Consider the following 17,891-nt stretch of genomic DNA (forward strand, 5'->3'; position numbering starts at 1 on the left):
CACCAGCCCGTGTCCGCACGGACAACCGTACCGGTCGCCATTCCGGTGCTGTTGCCCTACGGAGCGGCCCAACGTCCTGCGAATTCTATACGGTAAGCCATATAGTTGCCCTGATCGCTACTGTCGTGCGTTCGAAAGGCGTTGACGCGAAATGGATCTCGGGTTCACCGACGCAACGGCGGTGGTGGTCGGCGGCGGCGGCGGCATGGGTCTGGCCACCGCGCGGTGCCTCGCCGAGGACGGCGCCCGGGTGGCGCTCGTGGGCCGCACCGCGGCGACGCTGGACCGGGCGGCGGCCGAACTGTCGGAGCGGGGCAGCCCCGACGCCGTGGGTCTGGTCGCCGACGTCGGCGACACCGCAGCGGTGCAGCAGGTCTTCGACACCGTGGGGCAGCGGTGGGGCGGTCGGCTCAACGTGCTCGTCAACACCGTGGGCCCGGCCGTTCGCGGCACGTTCGAGGAGTTGTCCGACGAGCAGTGGCGTCAGGCGGTCGACGACGGTGTGATGGGGATGGTGCACAGCGTCCGATCGGCGCTGCCACTGCTGCGCGCCGCCGAATGGGCGCGGATCGTGAACTTCTCGGCCCACTCCACGCAACGCCAGAGCGTCATCCTGCCGGCCTACACCGCCGCCAAGGCGATGGTGACGAGCGTTTCGAAGAATCTGTCCCTGCTGCTGGCCAAGGACGAGATCATGGTCAACGTGGTCTCACCCGGCAGTATCGCCACCGATGCGCTCCGCGGCTGGGCGGGTTCGGTCGGAGTCGACGGCGACGATCCCTACGCGCTGATGGCGGCCATCGACGAACACTTCGGTCATCCCGCGCATCTGCCGCGCGCCGGGCTACCCGACGAGATCGGTGCAGTGGCCGCGTTTCTCGCGTCCCGGCGCAACTCCTACATGACCGGAGCCAACGTGAACGTCGACGGCGGAAGCGATTTCACGTAATGGCCTCCACGTGGCGGCCACCCTGGGCAGAGGCCGTGTCCACGCCTTGTGGAAAGTACTACCGATAGGTGTACAGTATGAGCATTCAGTCAGTCGCTGACACGTCCGGGGAGGTCGACTTGGCCGGCGCATCCGACGTCGTGCGCTACGAGGTTCGCGACAGCGGCGTGGCGGTGGTGACACTCAACCGGCCCGAGCGGATGAACGCCTGGGGTGGTGGGCTGGCCGCCGGCTTCTACCGCGCGCTCGACGCCGCTGAGGCCGACCCCGCCGTCCGCGTCATCGTGCTGACCGGCAGCGGCCGTGCGTTCTGCGCCGGCGCCGACATGGGTGACCTGTCGTCGATGGAGAGTGCGACCACCGACGGTGACACCGACGTGAGCGAGCTGGTCGGCGAACGCCACCCCCATTTCGTAACCTCGCTGCGCAAACCCCTCATCGCCGCGATCAACGGCGCGTGCGCCGGCATCGGACTCACCCAGGCGTTGATGTGCGACGTCCGGTTCGCCGCTGCCGGAGCGAAGTTCACCACCTCGTTCGCGCGCCGCGGGCTGATCGCCGAATACGGGATCTCCTGGATCCTGCCGCGGGTCGTGGGTTGGGGCACGGCGCTGGATCTGTTGTTGAGCGGACGGGTGTTCCTCGCCGAAGAGGCCTTCGAACTCGGGATGGTCAACGACGTCGTCCCGCCCGAGGAACTGATGCCGCGAGCGCTGGCGTACGCGGAGGACATCGCCGCGAACTGTTCGCCCAGCGCATTGGCGGTGATCAAGGAACAGCTCTACGGCGACGCCATGAGCGGCGTGGTGGAGACGAGCGCGCGCGCCGAGCAGTTGATGCACGAATCCATGCGCCGGCCCGACTTCATCGAAGGCATCACCGCCTTCTTCGAGAAGCGGTCGCCCGACTTTCCGCCGCTCGGCGCGGTGAGCGTGAACGAAAGGACCACAGCCCCATGACCCTGGACTACCGGGCGATCGACGTCGACAACCACTACTACGAGCCGATCGACTCGTTCACCCGGCACCTGCCCAAGGAGTTCCGCAGCCGCGGCGTCCAGATGCTCAGCGAGGGTAAACGCACCTTCGCGGTGATGGGCGGCGTGGTCAACCACTTCATCCCCAACCCGACGTTCGACCCGATCATCGAACCCGGCTGCCTGGATCTGCTGTTCCGTGGCGAGATCCCCGAGGGTGTCGATCCGGCGTCGCTGATGAAGGTCGACCGGCTCGCCGACCATCCCGAGTACCAGAACCGTGACGCCCGCGTGAAGATCCTCGACCAGCAGAACCTCGAGACGGTGTTCATGCTGCCGACCTTCGCCTGCGGCGTGGAAGAGGGCCTCAAGCACGACATCCCGGCCACCATGGCGTCGGTTCACGCCTTCAACCTGTGGCTCGACGAGGACTGGGGTTTCGACCGCCCCGACCATCGCATCCTGTCCGCGCCGATCATCTCACTGGCCGACGTGCAACAGGCGGTCGAGGAGGTCGAGTTCGTCCTGAGCCGCGGCGCCAAGATCGTGTGCGTGCGGCCCGCGCCGGTACCCGGTGAGGTCCGGCCCCGCTCGCTGGGCGATCCCGTGCACGATCCGGTGTGGGCGCGGCTGGCCGAGGCCGGTGTTCCGGTGGTCTTCCACCTGTCCGATTCCGGTTACATGGCCATCCCCGCGCTGTGGGGCGGCAGCGCTGTCTTCAAGGGCTTCGGCCGGCGCGATCCGCTCGACATGGTGATCATGGACGACCGGGCCATCCACGATTCGATCGCCTCGATGATCGTGCACCAGGTTTTCACCCGGCACCCGAAACTCAAAGTGGCCAGCATCGAGAACGGGTCGTATTTCGTCTACCGGCTGATCAAGCGGCTCAAGAAGTCCGCCAACAATGCGCCGTACCACTACCGGGAGGACCCCATCGAGCAGCTGCGAAACAACGTGTGGATCGCGCCGTACTACGAGGACGACGTGAAACTGCTGGCCGCGACCATCGGCGTGGACAAGATCCTGTTCGGATCCGACTGGCCGCACGGTGAGGGTTTGGCCGATCCGACGTCGTTCACCGCCGACATCCCGCAGTTCCCCGAGTTCAGCCACGAGGACACCCGAAAAGTCATGCGGGACAACGCCTTGACGTTACTCGGCGCGCACGTCCCCGCGAACGCCTGACCGATGGGGGAGTGGACGATAGGCGCGGTCGTCGACGCAGTCGCCGACGCGGTGCCGGACCGGCTGATGACCGTCTGCGGGGACCGTCGCAGCACCTATCGGCAGACTGCCGAACGCACCCGTCTCTTCGCGAACTTCCTGTGCGTCAAAGGTATCGGCGCGCACCGGGAGCGTGACACCCTCGACGGGTGGCAGTGCGGACAGGACCGCGTCGCCCTGATCATGCACAACGATCTGTACCCCGACATGGTCATCGGATCCCTCAAGGCGCGGGCCGTGCCGGTCAACGTGAACTTCAATTACACCCCGCGCGAGGTCGACGAACTGTTGACTTATCTGCGGCCGCGCGCGGTCGTCTACCACCGGTCCCTGGGCGCGAAGTTCGCCGACGTGCTGCCCCGCGACGGGGTGGAGTTGATGATCTCCATCGACGACGGTAGCGGCGCACCGGAGTTGACGGGCGCCGTCACACTGGACGATGCGCTGGCCTCGGGCGACGTCGATCAGCCGATCACCCCGTCACCGGACGACGTCATGATGATCTGCACCGGTGGTACGACCGGCAGGCCCAAGGGCGTCATGTGGCGCCAGTCCGATACCTACGTGGTCTCGATGAACGGCGCCGACCACGAATCGGTCACCGACATCCACGACAGGGTGCAACATGCCGGGCCGCCGTGGTTCGCGGTGTCCCCGCTGATGCACGCGGCCGGGATGTGGACCGCGTTCGCCGCGCTGCTCAACGGTCAGACGGTGATCCTGTACGACAAGCCGACACTCGACCCCGCCGCGGTGCTCGCCACCGCAGAGCGCGAGAAGGTCGGCCTGATGACCATGGTCGGCGACGCGTATGCCGGACCGTTGATCGACGAGATGCGCCGCCGTCCCTACGATCTGACGTCGTTGTTCGCCATCGGGACCGGCGGGGCGGCCACCAATCAGCGCCACCAGGACGCGCTCCTGGAGCTGCTGCCGCAGATCACGCTGATCAACGGCTACGGCTCCTCGGAAACCGGGAACATGGCGTTCGGGCGCAGTCTGCGCGACGACCGCAAAGACACCTTCGAACGGCGCGACGGCGTGGTGGTCCTGTCCGAGGACCGCACCCGAATCCTGGCACCGGGCGACGACGAGATCGGCTGGGTCGCCCGGGAGGGCCGAATTCCGCTGGGCTACTACGACGATGCCGAGGCGACGCGGCGGACGTTTCCCGAGGTCGACGGCAGACGAGTGGTGATCTCGGGCGACCGGGCCGCCCTCGAGGCCGACGGCACCCTCCGGCTGTACGGCCGCGATTCGCTCGTCATCAACACCGGTGGCGAGAAGGTGTTCGTCGAGGAGGTCGAGGAAGTGCTGCGCGCCCACGAGGGCGTGGCCGACGCACTGGTGGTCGGACGCGACAGCGACCGCTGGGGTCAGGAGATCGTCGCACTGATCCAGAGACAGCCCGGCGCTGCCGTCGAACCGGAGGCGCTGCTGCGGGCGTGCACGGCCGAGCTGGCGCGGTTCAAAGCGCCCAAGGAGATCATCTTCGTCGACGCGGTCCGGCGGTTGGGCAACGGTAAGGCCGACTACCGTTGGGCGAGAACACAGGTGACGCAGCACGCGGACCTGGCGGTCCAACCGTGACCCGGCCGGTGCTGGACTGCCTGGTCAACGTGCACTTCGGGGAGACGGCCAACCAGCCCGAGTTCATGCTCAAAGTCCGCGACGACTACTTCAAGGGCCCCAAGTCACTCTACGACCCCGTCGAACTCCCCGAACTGCTCGACGAGATGGACCGTCACGGCGTGGTCAAGGCGATCCTGATGGACAATCTCACCAAACCGTCGGTGACCGCGCGCAAATTCGTCGAGGAGCGCCCGGACCGGTTCGCCCTGGCGATCGGCGGGGTCAACCTGCTGCGCCCGGTTCCGGCGCTGCGGGAACTCGCCGCCGTGCAGCGGGATCTCCCGCTCGCCTATACCGTTGTCGGGCCCAGCTTTTGGGGTGACGGACAGTATCCGCCCAGCGACGCCGTCTACTATCCGCTGTACGCCAAGTGCGCGGAACTGGAGTTGCCGCTGTGTGTCAACACCGGCATCCCCGGACCGCCGATCCCCGGCGAGGTGCAGCACCCCATCCACCTGGACCGGGTGTGCGTGCGCTTCCCCGAACTGAAACTGTGCATGATCCACGGCGCCGACCCGTGGTGGGACGTCGCGATCCGGATGCTGCTGAAATACCGCAACCTGCGGCTGATGACGTCGGCCTGGTCACCGAAGCGGTTGCCGGACAGCCTGCTGCACTTCATGCGCACTCGTGGCAGCGAGAAGGTCATCTTCGCCTCCGACTGGCCGGTGCTGCGCCAGAGCCGAGTCGTCCCCGAGGCGCTGGCATTGGACCTGCCGCCCGACGTACTCGACAACTACCTCCACCACAACGCCGCGGAGTTCTTCTTCGGCAGACCCCGCGAGGAGAATTGACATGGACCGTTACGAACTGCGTCGGCAGGACTACAGCCTCACCGACGACCATCAGGCGGTGCAGGAGGCGTACCGGCAGTTCTTCAAGACCCACAGCCCGATCGACACCGTGCGCGCCGCCGAGGCATCGGGCTTCGACAAGAATCTCTGGGAACGGTTGTGCGCCATGGGTGCGACGTCGATGGCGCTGCCCGAGGACGTCGGCGGTGACGGCGCCACCCTGGTCGACCTGACGTTGGTCGCCGAGGAAGCGGGCCGCTACCTCGCGCCCGTGCCGTGGATCGACCACATCTGCGCGGCCCGGCTGTTGGCCAGGTTGGGTGCGCTGGGCCCCGACTCGGCCGGGGTCGTCGACGGAACCACCATCGTGAGTTTCGACGCCCGTCAGGAGGACCGGCCGGGTGCCCGGCTCGTGCCGTCCGCATCGATCGCCGACGCCGTGGTGCTGCGCGACGGTGACGAGGTGGTGCAGCTGACTTTCGACACCAGGCCCGCTCGCGTCGACAACATCGGCAAGCTCCCGATGGCGTGGGTGGACCCCGCCGCCGCAGACGGCCGCACCGTGCTCGGTACCGGACCCGAGGCGCTGGCAGCCCATCAGCGGGCCCTCGACGAGTGGCGCATCCTCACCGCCGCGGCGCTCGTCGGGCTGGTCGAGGAGACGATGACCATCGCGGTGGAGTTCGCCAAGAGCCGCTACACCCTCGGCGTGCCCATCGCCACGCTGCAGGGCATCTCGCATCCGCTGGCCAACATCGCCATCACCGTGCAGGGCGGCCGCGGCCTGGCCCGGCGGGCGGCCTGGTACGGCGACAACGAACCCGATGAACGGCCCGAACTCGCACCGTCGGCGTTCGTGTTCATGGCTGAGGAAGCGCCCCGCGCCGCGACGATGGCCGTGCACGTCCAGGGCGGGTTGGGGGTGTCGGCTGAGGCTGCGGCCACCGCGTATCTGGTGCGGGCGCGGGGGTGGGCGCTGGCTGGCGGTGACCCCGGCATCAGCACCCAGCGCATCGCCCGTCTCGTCGCCGCCCGTGAGACCGGCCACGCCGCAGCCGGCACGGTCTGAGAGGAACTGCAATGGATTTCGCACGCGTCGCCCTGTCCGACGACGACCGCCGGTTCCGCGACGAGGTCCGCGCGTTTCTGGCCGACCTCGTCACCGAAGACGTCCTGCGGCGCGATCGCGAGACCGGGGACAACTTCGACGAGGGAGTGCACCTGGCGTTGGGTGCGGCCGGCTACCTCGAACGGGAGTGGAAGCCGGAGCCCGACGGCGGGTTCAGCCGGGTGCGGCGCCGGATCTGGGAGCTGGAGAAGCGCCGCGCGCACGTGCCCTGGGTGACCTGGGGCACCACCTCGATGGTGGCCCGATCGGTGGCCAAGTTCGCCCAGCCCGACGTCGTCGACGAGGTGCTGCCGAAAGTCTTCAGCGGTCACGTGAGGCTCTGCCTGGGCTACACCGAACCTGAGGGCGGCTCCGACATCGCCACCTGTAAGACCCGGGCGGTGCGGGACGGGGACGGGTCGACGTGGGTGATCAACGGCTCGAAGATGTTCACCACCGGCGCGCACAACTGCCAGTACGTCTTCCTGATCACCAACACCGATCCCGACGCGCCCAAGCACCAGAGCCTGACCATGTTCCTGGTGCCGCTGGACTCCGACGGTATCGAGATCCAGGGTGTCCGCACCGTCGACGGCGACCGCACCAACATCGTCTACTACAGCGACGTCCGCGTCGACGATCGCTACCGGCTCGGTGAGGTCAACGGCGGCTGGACCGTGCTGCGCGAACCGCTGAACGCCGAACACGGCGCGGTCGAGGCGAGTGACGATGGACTGCAGGATGTTTCGATCATGATGCATCAGGGTGGTTTCCTGGTCGCGGCGTGTGACCGCGCCGCCGCGGTGGTGGGCGACCCGGACGCCGGTGGTCATCGCGCAATCGACGACGGGGCGGTGGCTCACCGGTTGGGCCGCTCGATCGCCCGCACGGAGGTCGCGATCAGCACCCCGAACATCTTCGGACGCGTCGCGCTCGCCCAGACGATGCGCGACGTGTCCCCGGATCTGATGGATCTGCTCGGGTCGGCCTCGGCGCTGCCGATGGGCACCGACGGCGCCGTAGACGACGGGGCGGCGGAGTACGTGTACCGCTTCGCGCCGCTGGTCGGTATCTACGGCGGCACCCTGGAGGTGTTCCGCAACATGATCGGCCAGTACGTGCTCGGGCTCGGCAAGCCGAACTATGCGCCGCCAATCAGGAAGGCGTCCTGACGCGCACGCTCGCCTTCCGCGAACGTGCGCGTCTGTCCGCGACACGCCGCTGATCGACGTACTTTTGCGCACGCTCGCGCGCCGGCGGCTTCGACGTCGCGCCAGAACGGGCCGAACTCAGGTAGTGCGGGTGAGTGTGGACGTCATGGTGGATCCTCCTGGCTCACGCTGGTGGGCGGGCGCGGAAATTGGAATTCGCCACGGCCGTCGACATCGCTGCGCCGATCGGGCCGTCGGCGTCGAACAGGCTCGCGGTGCCGGTCGCCACACCCGCGTCGCTGTAGTGGGTCAGCGCCGCCAGTCCGATGAACGGTCCGGACGGCAGTCGGCTCAAAGTCAGCGTGTAGTCGGCGTTGATGAAAGCCAGCCCCGCGGTGCTGAAGTTCGACATGGAACTGGTGACGTCGGCGGCCATCGCGGCCCGGACGAACGGCGTCGGCACCTCGCCGGAGACCAGGTCGCGAATCTCCCGCAGCCAGGCAAAGCGTGGTCCGTCATGCTGCCACGGCAAGCGGTCGCTGCCGTCGGGCCGCGCGCCGTAGGGCCTGATGAACATGGGCACGGTGTCGTCGACGTGCGCGGGTTCGCAGGGTATCGGTGGCATGTCGACCGGGGTCGTCCACACCCGGCCCTCGGGCTGGGCACCCCGCCGCAGGTACAGCGCCGACGCGCGGGCGACCAGATCGCCGTCTTGGGTCATGACGGCGTCGACGGACCGCATCCGTCGGCCGCTGCGGACCACCGACGCATCCACCCGTACCGGAGCCGTCGCCACGCGGCGCAGGATCTCGACCGTCAATCGGGCGGGGTGCAGATCGTCCTCCGGGACGTGGTGTTCGAGGCAGCGCGCGAGCAGGCCGCCGATCACCTGCCCGCCGAGCGTGGGGCCCCACCCGCCGTGGGCCACCTCCGAGGGTTGGAAGCCGTCGTCCTGGCGGACGAAGAACGGGGTCGGCACGGCCGAACTCATGTGGTCAGCACGGTCGCGCCCGCGGTTCCCGGGGCGCCGTAGAGCTGCGCGAAACCCACTTTCGGCGACCCGGGCACCTGACGGTCACCGGCTTCACCGCGCAACTGGCGGACCAACTCGTGGATCTGCCGGAGCCCGGACGCGCCGATCGGTTCACCGTTGGCGATCAGGCCGCCGTCGGTGTTGACCGGCAGCGGGCCACCGATCTCGGTGGCGCCGTCAGCCAGCATCCGCTCCTGGTCGCCGTCGGCGCAGAAGCCGCATTCGGCCATGTGGATGATCTCGGCCCCGGCGTCGGTGTCCTGCAGCTGCACCACGTCGACGTCAGCGGGACTCACCCCGGCCCGTTCGAACGCCGCGCGTGCCGCGTAGACGGTGGGGGAGACGTCCTCGTCGACCGGAGCGAATGTGGTGTTGACCTCGTAGGCGCCGTAGCTGCGGGTGCGGACCTCGACGGCTCGCAGATACACCGGCTTGGCGGTGTAGCGGTGCGCGATGTCAGCCCGGCACATCACCACCGCGGCCGCGCCCTCGTCGGGAGCGCAGAACATGTACTGGGTCAGCGGATAGTTGAGCATGGCCGAGTTGAGGATCTGCTCCTCGGGGATCGGCTTGCGGCGGAACGCGTTCGGGTTCAGCGCACCGTTGCGGAAGTTCTTGGCGGCCACTTTGGCCAGTGTCTGCTGCGAGATTCCGTGATCGTGCAGATAGCGGTTGGCCTTCATCCCGAAGAACTGTGTGGTGAGGTACTGCCCGTTCTCGGCGTACCAGGACGGCATCCCGACCAGCGCGGGATCCTCGGTGAACGCGCCGCGCGGATGTTTGTCCAGCCCGACGGCGATCCCGATCTCGTAGTCGCCCAACCGGATCCCGTCGGCGCACGCCTTCGCGGCGCTGGCCGCGGTCGCGCAGGCGTTGAACACGTTGGTGAACGGGATTCCAGAGAGGCCGACCATGCCGACGATCGCGTCCGGGTTGGCGACCGTCCAGCTGCCGCCCGCGGCGGCCTGGATGTCCTTCCACTCGACGCCCGCGTCGGCGACCGCGGCGAAGATCGCGTCCACACCCATCTGCATCGCCGACTTGCCCTCGAACCGGCCGAACGGGTGCAGGCCGACACCGATGATCGCGACGTCGTGGGTCATGAGCGAGAACCTCCGCGATCTCAAGCGATGTGCCGGGGTAACTGTAAGACTTACAGTATCTTATCCGAATGACGGTCTCGGGCGTTGAGCACAAGGTGACGTTCTGCCGAATCTGCGAGCCGCTGTGCGGCATGATCGCCACCGTCGAGGACGGCCGCCTGGTGGCGTTGCGACCGGACCGGGACCATCCGCTGTCGGCGGGTTTCGCCTGCCAGAAGGGCATCGCGTTCACCGAGGTGGTCAACGACCCCGATCGGGTCACGGTGCCGCTGCGCCGCCGCGCCGACGGCGGCTTCGACCCGGTCAGCTGGGACGAGGCGCTGTCCGATATCGCCGCGCGCATCACCGACATCCATGGCAGGCACGGATCGGGCGCATTCGGTTGGTACATGGGCAATCCCGCCGCGTTCAGCTACTCGCACCTCTTCGGCGTCATGGCGTTCATCAAGGGGATCGGCGGTGAGAGCCACTTCTTCACGTCGTCGACGCAGGACACCAGCAGCCGGCTGCTGGCCAGTCAGTTCCTGTACGGGTCGCCGATGAGCGTGCCCATCCCCGATGTGAACCGCGTGGATCTACTGGTGCTGATGGGCGCGAATCCGGTGGTGTCGCACGGCAGCTTCCTGACCGCGCCACGTCTCAAAGACCGCCTGCACGACATCGTCCGGCGCGGCGGCCGGGTCGTGGTGATCGATCCGCGCCGGTCGGAGACCGCGGCCCGGTTCGACTGGCTCGGCATCAACGCCGACGCCGACGCCCACCTGCTGCTGTCGCTGCTGCAGGTGATGTTCGCCGAGGACCTCGTCGACCGCGCCGCGGTCGCCCGGCAGGCCGACGGGCTGGACTGGCTGCGCGCACAGAGCGGCGCCTTCACCCCGGAGGACACGCAGCAGCACACCGGTGTCGACCCCGACACCGTGCGGGCCCTGGCGCGGGAGCTGGCGACCACACCGCGCGCCGCGGTGTACGGCCGGCTCGGCACGTGCGTCGGGCGCAACGGAACCCTGACCTCCTTCCTCATCGATGCGGTGAACCTGGTCGCAGGCAACCTCGACCGGCCCGGGGGAAGCGTGTTCAGCACGCTCGGGGTCCCGGGACAGCGCTGGGCGATGATGCCCGCCGCCGCGTACCTGCGCCGCGCCTACGCCCGCAAGCGCACCCGGGTCGGCGGATTCCGCGCCGTCATCGCCGCCGAACCCGCCGCACTGATGGCCAAGGAGATCACCATGCCCGGCCGGCGCCGGGTCAGGGCGCTGTTCGTGAGCGCGGGCAACCCCGTGCTGTCGGTGCCCAACGGCGACGAGTTGGAGGCCGCGGCGGCGGACCTCGAGCTGATGGTCGCGCTCGATCTCTACGTCAACGAGACCAACGCGCACTGCGATTACGTGCTACCGGTGACCACCATGTACGAACGCGACGACTTCGCCGTGACGTTCCAGACCTTCCAGGCCACGCCGTTCCGGCAGGCGACCCAGGCGGTCAGCGCGCCGGTCGGACAGGTCCGCACCGAGTGGGAGATCATCGCGGAGCTGATCGCCCGGACGACGGTGCGCACCCCGGTGTTCACCGCGTTGCGGGCGGCGGGTGCGCTCGCCAGGCGTCGGGGTCGCCGACTGACCGCGCGCCCGATGGTCGACGGCATGATCCGGATGGCCCAGGGCGGGAACCTGTTCGGACTGCGCCGTGACGGTCTGACGTTCCGGCGGCTCACCGATCGGCATCCGCACGGGATCGTTGTGGCCGAACACGTGCGTACCGGCGTGCTCTCCCAGGTGGTCGCCTACCGGCAGGGCCGAATCCGGCTCGCCCACGACGACATCGCCGGTGAGATCGCCGCGCTGGCCCGGCGGTCCGTGCCGGCGGGATACCCGTTGCGTCTCATCGGGATCCGCGAGGCTCGGTCGGAGAACTCCTGGATGCACAACGCGCCGCTGCTGATGCGCGGCGACCGGACCCAACGTGCGCTCATGCACACCGAGGACGCGTCCGAGCGGCGGATCGCCGACGGCGACGTCGTCCGCGTGCGGTCGGCACACGGCCGCATCGACCTGCCGGTCACGCTGACCACCGACATCGTCCGCGGCGCCGTCGCGGTCCCGCACGGGTGGGGTCACCGTGGCACCGGCCGCTGGCGGCTCGCCAACGCCGCAGGAGGGGCCAACGTCAACCGGCTGATGTCCAGCGAGCCGGCCGACGTCGAGGCGCTGGCCGGGATGTCCTGGCTGACCGGGGTTCCCGTCGAGGTGGAGCCGGCGGGTTAACCGATCGCGCCGGCGTCCTTGAGTTCGTTGATGCGGTCCCAGTCCACGCCGAGCTCCATCAGGATGAGCTCGGTGTGTTCCGAGGCCTGCGGGGCCCTGGTGGTCTCGAGCGGTTCGTGGTTGAACTGGACCGGCCCCCGGACGACGCGGAACGGCGCCCCGCCGTCGCCCGCCTCCACCTCGACGATCATGTCGTTGGCGATGGCCTGTTCATCGGTGTTCAGGTCGACCAGGCTCTGGAACGGCGCCCACTGACCCCGCATCGTCTTCAGGTGGCTCCGCCAGTACTCGAACGGTTTGCTGCGGATCGATGCGGCGATGAGTTCTGCTGCTGCCGAGGCATTCTCGATGAGCGGCATGACCTCGGAGAAGCGCGGGTCGTCGGCCAGCTCGGGCAACCCGAGGTGCTCGAACGCATCGCGGATGTATCCCGTCGGGCTCACGATGCACAGGTTGATCGTGCCGCCGTCGGAAGTCTCGTAGTTCGCCATGAACGGGTTGACCGACGGGCCGGTCGAATTGGGCATCAGTGAGCGCATCGTCTCCCCGGTCTCCATGCCCTGGGTGACGCTGGCGCCCGCCGCCCACCATGCGGTGCTCAGCAGTGAGACGTCGATTTCGAGGGCCTCGCCGGTGCGCGCGCGGTGGAACAGCGCCGCGGAGATGCCCCCTGCGATGTTCATGCCGCCGATCGAGTCGCCGAACGCGGGGATCCCCTGGGAGAGTGCGCCGCCGAGCTCCTCCGGCGTCAGAGCGTGGCCGACGCCGCTGCGCGTCCAGAACGCGGTGCCGTCGAATCCGCCGGTGTCCCGCTCGGGACCCTTGTCGCCGTAAGCGCTGCCTCTTGCGTAGATGATGTCCGGGTTGACCGCGCGGATGTGCTCGACGTCGAATTCGTTCTTCTGGCGCTGCGCGGGCATGTAATTGGTAAGGAACACATCGGCGGTCTTGGCGATCTCGTAGAGCACCTCGCGGCCGCCGTCGGTCGACACGTCGATACCGATGCTGCGCTTACCCCGGTTGGGATGCTCGATCAGGGGGTGACGGTTCGGGTCGAGCTGGAACCCGCCCATGTTGACGAATCCCCGCTGGGTGTCGCCGCGCACCGGATGCTCGACCTTGATCACATCGGCGCCCCAGTCGGCGAGGATGGCGCCCGCTGCCGGTACGAACGTGAACTGGGCGACCTCGAGGACCCGGACGCCCTCCATCACCTTGACCAATGCGGGTCCTCCTGATTCGGCGGGTTTACACGTTGGTTCCAGACTGTCACGTCCCACCCTCGTTTCGATAGCCCCGGATTCCAGCGCATTTTCTACTGTAATGTTTACGGTTGTCATACCGGTATTCGCAGGAGGTGCGCGTGGGCCATGCGGTCGCAGGGTCGGCGCCCAGCGTCGACATGGGTCGCCGCGCCGCGGCGCGTGCCGAGACGCGACTGCTGATCGACGGTGAGCTGACGGCGGCTGAGTCGGGGCAGGAGTTCGACAACCTGAGCCCGGCCACCGGCCGGCTCCTCGGGTCCACCGCCGCCGCGGGGGCTGCGGATATGGAGCGCGCGATCGGCGCGGCGCGGCGGGCCTTCGACGTCTCCGCATGGTCCGGCGACCGCGCACTGCGCAAACGCTGTCTGGACCAGCTGCAGGAGGCGCTCGAATCCGAACGCGACCTGTTGCGCGAGGAGCTCATCGCCGAGGTCGGCTGCCCCGAGATGACCATCGCCACCGCGCAACTCGACTGGCCGCTGGCTGGTGCGCTGCGCTATCCCACCGGTCTCATCGACACGTTCGAATGGGAACGGATGCTCGACGGCGGCGGGCTGTTCGGTGAGCGCAACGTGCGCACGGTGGTCAAGGAACCGGTCGGTGTGGTCGCGGCGATCACGCCGTCGAACTTCCCGATCGAGGTCATCCTCAACAAGTTGGGGCCGGCGCTGGCCGCGGGCAACACCGTCGTGCTCAAACCGGATCCGAACACCCCCTGGAACGCCACCCGCCTGGGCCGACTCGTCGCCGAGCGCACCGATATCCCGGCCGGTGTGGTCAACGTCGTCCCCACCCCCGACAACGCCGTGGCCGAGCTGCTGGCCACCGACCCCCGGGTGGACATGGTGTCCTTCACCGGATCCACCGCCGTCGGCAAGCTGCTGATGCGCCAGGGCGCGGAGACGATGAAGCGGACGTTCCTGGAACTGGGTGGCAAATCGGCGCTCATCGTCACCGACGGCGTCGACCAGGCCAAGATCCTGCCCGCCGCTGCCGCCGTCTGCGTCCACGCCGGTCAGGCCTGCGCGGCGACCACCCGGTTGTTGGTGCACCGGTCGCTCTATGACGTCACCGTCGCCGGCGTCACCGACATGTTCGCCATGCTGCCCGTCGGCGATCCGGCGCTGCCCGCGACCCTGGTGGGACCGCTCATCAGCGCCGCGCAGAAAGACCGGGTGCTCACCGTCGTCGAGGAGGCACGCCGGGACGGAGCGGAGATCACCTGCGGTGGAACCCCATTCGACGAGCTACCGGACGTGCTGCGCGGTGGGCACTTCGTGGCACCGACCGTGGTGGCCGGCGTCGACAGCGCCGCGGCCATCGCCCAGCGGGAGATCTTCGGACCGGTGCTGGTGGTGCTGCCGTTCGACGACGACGACGATGCGGTGCGTATCGCCAACGACTCTGCCTTCGGACTCGCCGGTGCGGTGATGGCGCCGAACACCGAACGGGGGATGGCCATCGCGCGGCGCATCCGCACCGGGGCGGTGGGCGTCAACGGCGGGATGTACTACGGCGCCGACGCGCCGTTCGGCGGATACAAGAACTCGGGTGTCGGACGGCAGTGCGGTATCGAGGGATTCGCGCAGTACCTGGAGACCAAGACGATCGGCTGCCGGTTGCCACGGCATCGCTGACAGTTACGGCAGCGCGCGGAACGTCACCGGCAGCTGTTTGGGGGAGCGGAAGGGCTGACCCCAGATGTGCGGATCCTGGTCGGTGCACAGCGTGATGTCGGTGAGCCGGTCGAGCAGGGATTCGAGCGCGACTCGGGTCTCCATCCGCGCCAGGTGTAGCCCCATACACGTGTGCTCACCGGCGGCGAACGTGATGTGGGGGATCCGCTCGCGGAAGATGTCGAACTGCTCGGACCGCTCCCACCGGCCCTCGTCGCGGTTGGCCGATCCGATGCAGACGTCGATCACCGAACCGGCGGGGATCGGCACCCCCTCGAGTTCGGTGTCTGCGGTGGCGCAGCGCTGCACGGTGGTCAGCGGTGTCTCGTACCGCAGCCCCTCCTCGATGGCCGCCGGGATCAACGTGTGGTCGGCCTGTACGGCCCGGAACTGCTCCGGGTGGCTCAACAGGAGGAACAGCAGATTTCCCGAGGACCGGTAGGTGGTCTCCAGACCCGCAGGCAGGAGCAACCGCAGGAACGAGTAGATGGCTTCGTCGCTGAGCTTCTCCCCGTCGATCTCGGCGGTCACCAGATCGCCGATGATGTCCTCGGTCGGCCGGGACCGGCGCAGGTCGATCTGCTGGAGGAAGTAGTCCTTGAGCGCCGACGACGCCTCGAACGCCCGCTTCCACTTGACGGTGTAGCTGATGAGTTCCACCGCACGGGCGCGGAACCAGGGTAGGTCCTCCTCCGGCAGGCCCAGCAGCCGGGAAATGACGCGGGTGGGGAACTCGAAGGTGAAATCGGAGATGAGGTCTGCGGTGCCGGCTTCGGCGATGTCGTCGATCAGCTCCTGGCAGATCGGGCGCACGATCTCCGGCTCCCAACGCAGCAGCGATCGGGACTTGAACGCTGCGGACACCAGATTGCGGTGTGCGCGATGCGGTTTGCCCTCCATCGCCAGAATCGTCGGTCCGATGAACAGTCCGATGGTGCTGTCATAGATCGAGGAGTCGAACAGCCGGTTGTCCCGGAAGACCCGGTTGACCGCGTTGAACGACACGGCGGCGTAGAGGTTGTCGGGTTTGAGATCCTCCGGGGTCTTCGACCAGTCCATGACCGATCCCTTGAACACGCCCGAATCCCGGCGCCGCGCGGCGAACATCGGGTACGGGTCGCGCAGCAGGTCGGCGGAACGGTCGACGTCTTCCACGGGGCTATTCACAGCTGACTCCAGCGGATCGATGGGGCGCAGTGAGCCTACATGACATTACTGTAATTGTTACAGTAGATGCGTTCATCAACCATCGACGAGGAGCCGCCGTGGCGACGATGGCAGCCGTTCTGGACGGTCAGCGACGCGCGTTCATCGCCGAAGGTCCGCCGGACGCCGACGTCCGGCGCCACCGCATCGACCGGCTGCTGGCGATGGTGCTCGACAACACCGCCGCCTTCGTCGACGCCACCGCCGCCGACTACGGTTCACGCTCCCGTTCAGCCGCGCTGTTCGCGGAGATCCTCGGCATGATCTCGGTCATCGAACACACCAGAGCCCATGTGCCGCAGTGGATGCGCACCACCCACCTGATGCGTGCCGCGCGCCTGGTCGGCCTGCGTGCAGAGGTGCAATCCGCACCCCTGGGCGTGGTCGGCGTGATCGGACCGTGGAACTTCCCGGTCAATCTCACCGTGCTGCCCGCCTGTACGGCGTTCGCCGCGGGTAACCGGGTGATGATCAAGATGTCCGAGATCACCTCGCACACCGCGGAAATGATGCAGCAGACCGTACCGCGGTACTTCGACAGCACCGAACTGGCCGTCGTCACCGGTGGGCCCGACGTGGCAGCGGAGTTCGCCGGGCTGCCCTTCGACCATCTGTTCTTCACCGGGTCACCGTCGGTTGGTGCGAAGGTCCAGCGGGCGGCCGCGGAGCATCTCGTGCCGGTGACCCTCGAACTCGGCGGCAAGAACCCGGTCGTCGTGGCGCCGGGTGCCGATCTGCAGCGTGCCGCGACGCGGATCGCGCAGGCCCGTATGGTCAACGGCGGTCAGGTCTGCGTCTGCCCGGACTACGTCTTCGTACCCGAGGACAGTGTGCGGCCCTTCGTCGAGACGGCCGAGCGGACCCTGCACGCGATGTTCCCGACCATCATCGCCAACGGAGACTACTGCTCATCAGTCGACCAGGCGAACTTCGAGCGGGTCGTGCGGTTGATCGAGGACGCGAGAACGTCAGGCGCGCAGGTGCGTTCGGTGGTGCCAGACGGGGAGACGCTGCCCGATCCGGTCTCTCGCAAGATCGCGCCCACGCTGATCTGCGGTGTCGACGACACGATGCGCGTCGCCGAGGAGGAGGTCTTCGGACCGGTGCTGGCGGTGCGGGGATACCGCCGGCTGAGCGAGATCATCGAGCATCTCGACGCCAGACCGTCACCGCTGGTGACCTACTGGTACGGACCCGACGACGCCGACTTCCGCCACTTTGTGCGGCACACCCGCAGTGGGGGCGTGGCGCGCAACGACTTCGCCGCGCACATGATCCCGTCGGCGGCGCCGTTCGGGGGTGTAGGCCGCAGCGGTATGGGCGCCTATCACGGCAAAGCCGGGTTCGAGACCTTCAGCCACCAGCGCACGGTGGTCGGCAGCGATCTGCCCTTCAGCATCACCGGCAGCGCGGCGATGCCGTTCACCACGCCGATGCGCATCGGCGCCGATCTGGCGCTGCGCCGGGCGCGCCGCAGGACGCGGCGGCGCCTCAACCGGTTCGGTTGAGC

General features: G+C 68.1%; 14 protein-coding genes. 10 read left to right on the plus strand and 4 right to left on the minus strand.

The annotated features are described in order from the left end of the window. Window positions 1-151: 151 nt before the first annotated feature. From A5757_RS11160 to A5757_RS11190, 7 genes are all read left to right on the plus strand, one after another. Window positions 152-949 carry an SDR family NAD(P)-dependent oxidoreductase gene (locus tag A5757_RS11160; protein WP_066833187.1) on the plus strand — a complete coding sequence of 266 codons (798 nt, stop codon included), beginning with the start codon at window positions 152-154 and terminating at the stop codon, window positions 947-949. Window positions 950-1,026: 77 nt separating this feature from the next. Continuing rightward, on the plus strand, window positions 1,027-1,908 hold the full coding sequence (locus A5757_RS11165; RefSeq protein ID WP_066833188.1) for an enoyl-CoA hydratase: 882 nt from the start codon (window positions 1,027-1,029) through the stop codon (window positions 1,906-1,908). After that, the gene (locus tag A5757_RS11170) at window positions 1,905-3,113 is read left to right on the plus strand and encodes an amidohydrolase family protein (RefSeq protein WP_066833189.1); all 1,209 of its coding nucleotides are present in this window, start codon (window positions 1,905-1,907) and stop codon (window positions 3,111-3,113) included. Before A5757_RS11165 ends, A5757_RS11170 begins: the two co-directional genes overlap by 4 nt. 3 nt (window positions 3,114-3,116) lie before the next feature. Then, window positions 3,117-4,742 (plus strand): acyl-CoA synthetase, encoded by a 1,626-nt coding sequence (locus A5757_RS11175; RefSeq protein ID WP_066833190.1) that lies wholly within the window; start codon window positions 3,117-3,119, stop codon window positions 4,740-4,742. A gap of 65 nt (window positions 4,743-4,807) precedes the next feature. Then, window positions 4,808-5,578 carry an amidohydrolase family protein gene (locus A5757_RS11180; protein WP_281498419.1) on the plus strand — a complete coding sequence of 257 codons (771 nt, stop codon included), beginning with the start codon at window positions 4,808-4,810 and terminating at the stop codon, window positions 5,576-5,578. 1 nt (window position 5,579) lies between these two features. After that, on the plus strand, window positions 5,580-6,647 hold the full coding sequence (locus A5757_RS11185) for an acyl-CoA dehydrogenase family protein (protein ID WP_066833192.1): 1,068 nt from the start codon (window positions 5,580-5,582) through the stop codon (window positions 6,645-6,647). 11 nt (window positions 6,648-6,658) lie between these two features. Continuing rightward, window positions 6,659-7,858 carry an acyl-CoA dehydrogenase family protein gene (locus A5757_RS11190; RefSeq protein WP_066833193.1) on the plus strand — a complete coding sequence of 400 codons (1,200 nt, stop codon included), beginning with the start codon at window positions 6,659-6,661 and terminating at the stop codon, window positions 7,856-7,858. A gap of 163 nt (window positions 7,859-8,021) precedes the next feature. On the opposite strand, the gene A5757_RS11195 is transcribed toward A5757_RS11190, so the two are convergent. Continuing rightward, on the minus strand, window positions 8,022-8,828 hold the full coding sequence (locus tag A5757_RS11195) for a thioesterase family protein (RefSeq protein WP_066833194.1): 807 nt from the start codon (window positions 8,826-8,828) through the stop codon (window positions 8,022-8,024). Beyond that, window positions 8,825-9,973 carry a thiolase family protein gene (locus A5757_RS11200; RefSeq protein WP_066833195.1) on the minus strand — a complete coding sequence of 383 codons (1,149 nt, stop codon included), beginning with the start codon at window positions 9,971-9,973 and terminating at the stop codon, window positions 8,825-8,827. Before A5757_RS11200 ends, A5757_RS11195 begins: the two co-directional genes overlap by 4 nt. Window positions 9,974-10,041: 68 nt before the next feature. On the opposite strand from A5757_RS11200, the gene A5757_RS11205 reads away from it, so the two are divergent. After that, window positions 10,042-12,234 carry a molybdopterin-dependent oxidoreductase gene (locus A5757_RS11205; protein ID WP_066833196.1) on the plus strand — a complete coding sequence of 731 codons (2,193 nt, stop codon included), beginning with the start codon at window positions 10,042-10,044 and terminating at the stop codon, window positions 12,232-12,234. Here the strand turns inward: A5757_RS11205 and A5757_RS11210 are convergent. Continuing rightward, on the minus strand, window positions 12,231-13,445 hold the full coding sequence (locus A5757_RS11210) for a CaiB/BaiF CoA-transferase family protein (RefSeq protein ID WP_066833298.1): 1,215 nt from the start codon (window positions 13,443-13,445) through the stop codon (window positions 12,231-12,233). The two genes, A5757_RS11205 and A5757_RS11210, sit on opposite strands and share 4 nt — an antisense overlap. A gap of 191 nt (window positions 13,446-13,636) precedes the next feature. On the opposite strand from A5757_RS11210, the gene A5757_RS11215 reads away from it, so the two are divergent. Beyond that, a complete protein-coding gene (locus A5757_RS11215) occupies window positions 13,637-15,136 on the plus strand; it encodes an aldehyde dehydrogenase family protein (RefSeq protein ID WP_066833197.1) in 1,500 nt (499 codons plus the stop codon). A gap of 3 nt (window positions 15,137-15,139) precedes the next feature. On the opposite strand, the gene A5757_RS11220 is transcribed toward A5757_RS11215, so the two are convergent. Beyond that, window positions 15,140-16,282 carry a cytochrome P450 gene (locus tag A5757_RS11220; RefSeq protein WP_281498420.1) on the minus strand — a complete coding sequence of 381 codons (1,143 nt, stop codon included), beginning with the start codon at window positions 16,280-16,282 and terminating at the stop codon, window positions 15,140-15,142. Window positions 16,283-16,449: 167 nt separating this feature from the next. Between A5757_RS11220 and A5757_RS11225 the strand changes: the two genes are divergently transcribed. Next, window positions 16,450-17,889, plus strand: coding sequence for an aldehyde dehydrogenase family protein (locus tag A5757_RS11225; RefSeq protein WP_082929418.1), 1,440 nt, complete (start codon window positions 16,450-16,452; stop codon window positions 17,887-17,889). Window positions 17,890-17,891 lie beyond the last annotated feature (2 nt).

It is taken from the genome of Mycobacterium sp. 852013-51886_SCH5428379 (assembly GCF_001665575.1).
In the GTDB taxonomy this organism is placed as follows: domain Bacteria; phylum Actinomycetota; class Actinomycetes; order Mycobacteriales; family Mycobacteriaceae; genus Mycobacterium.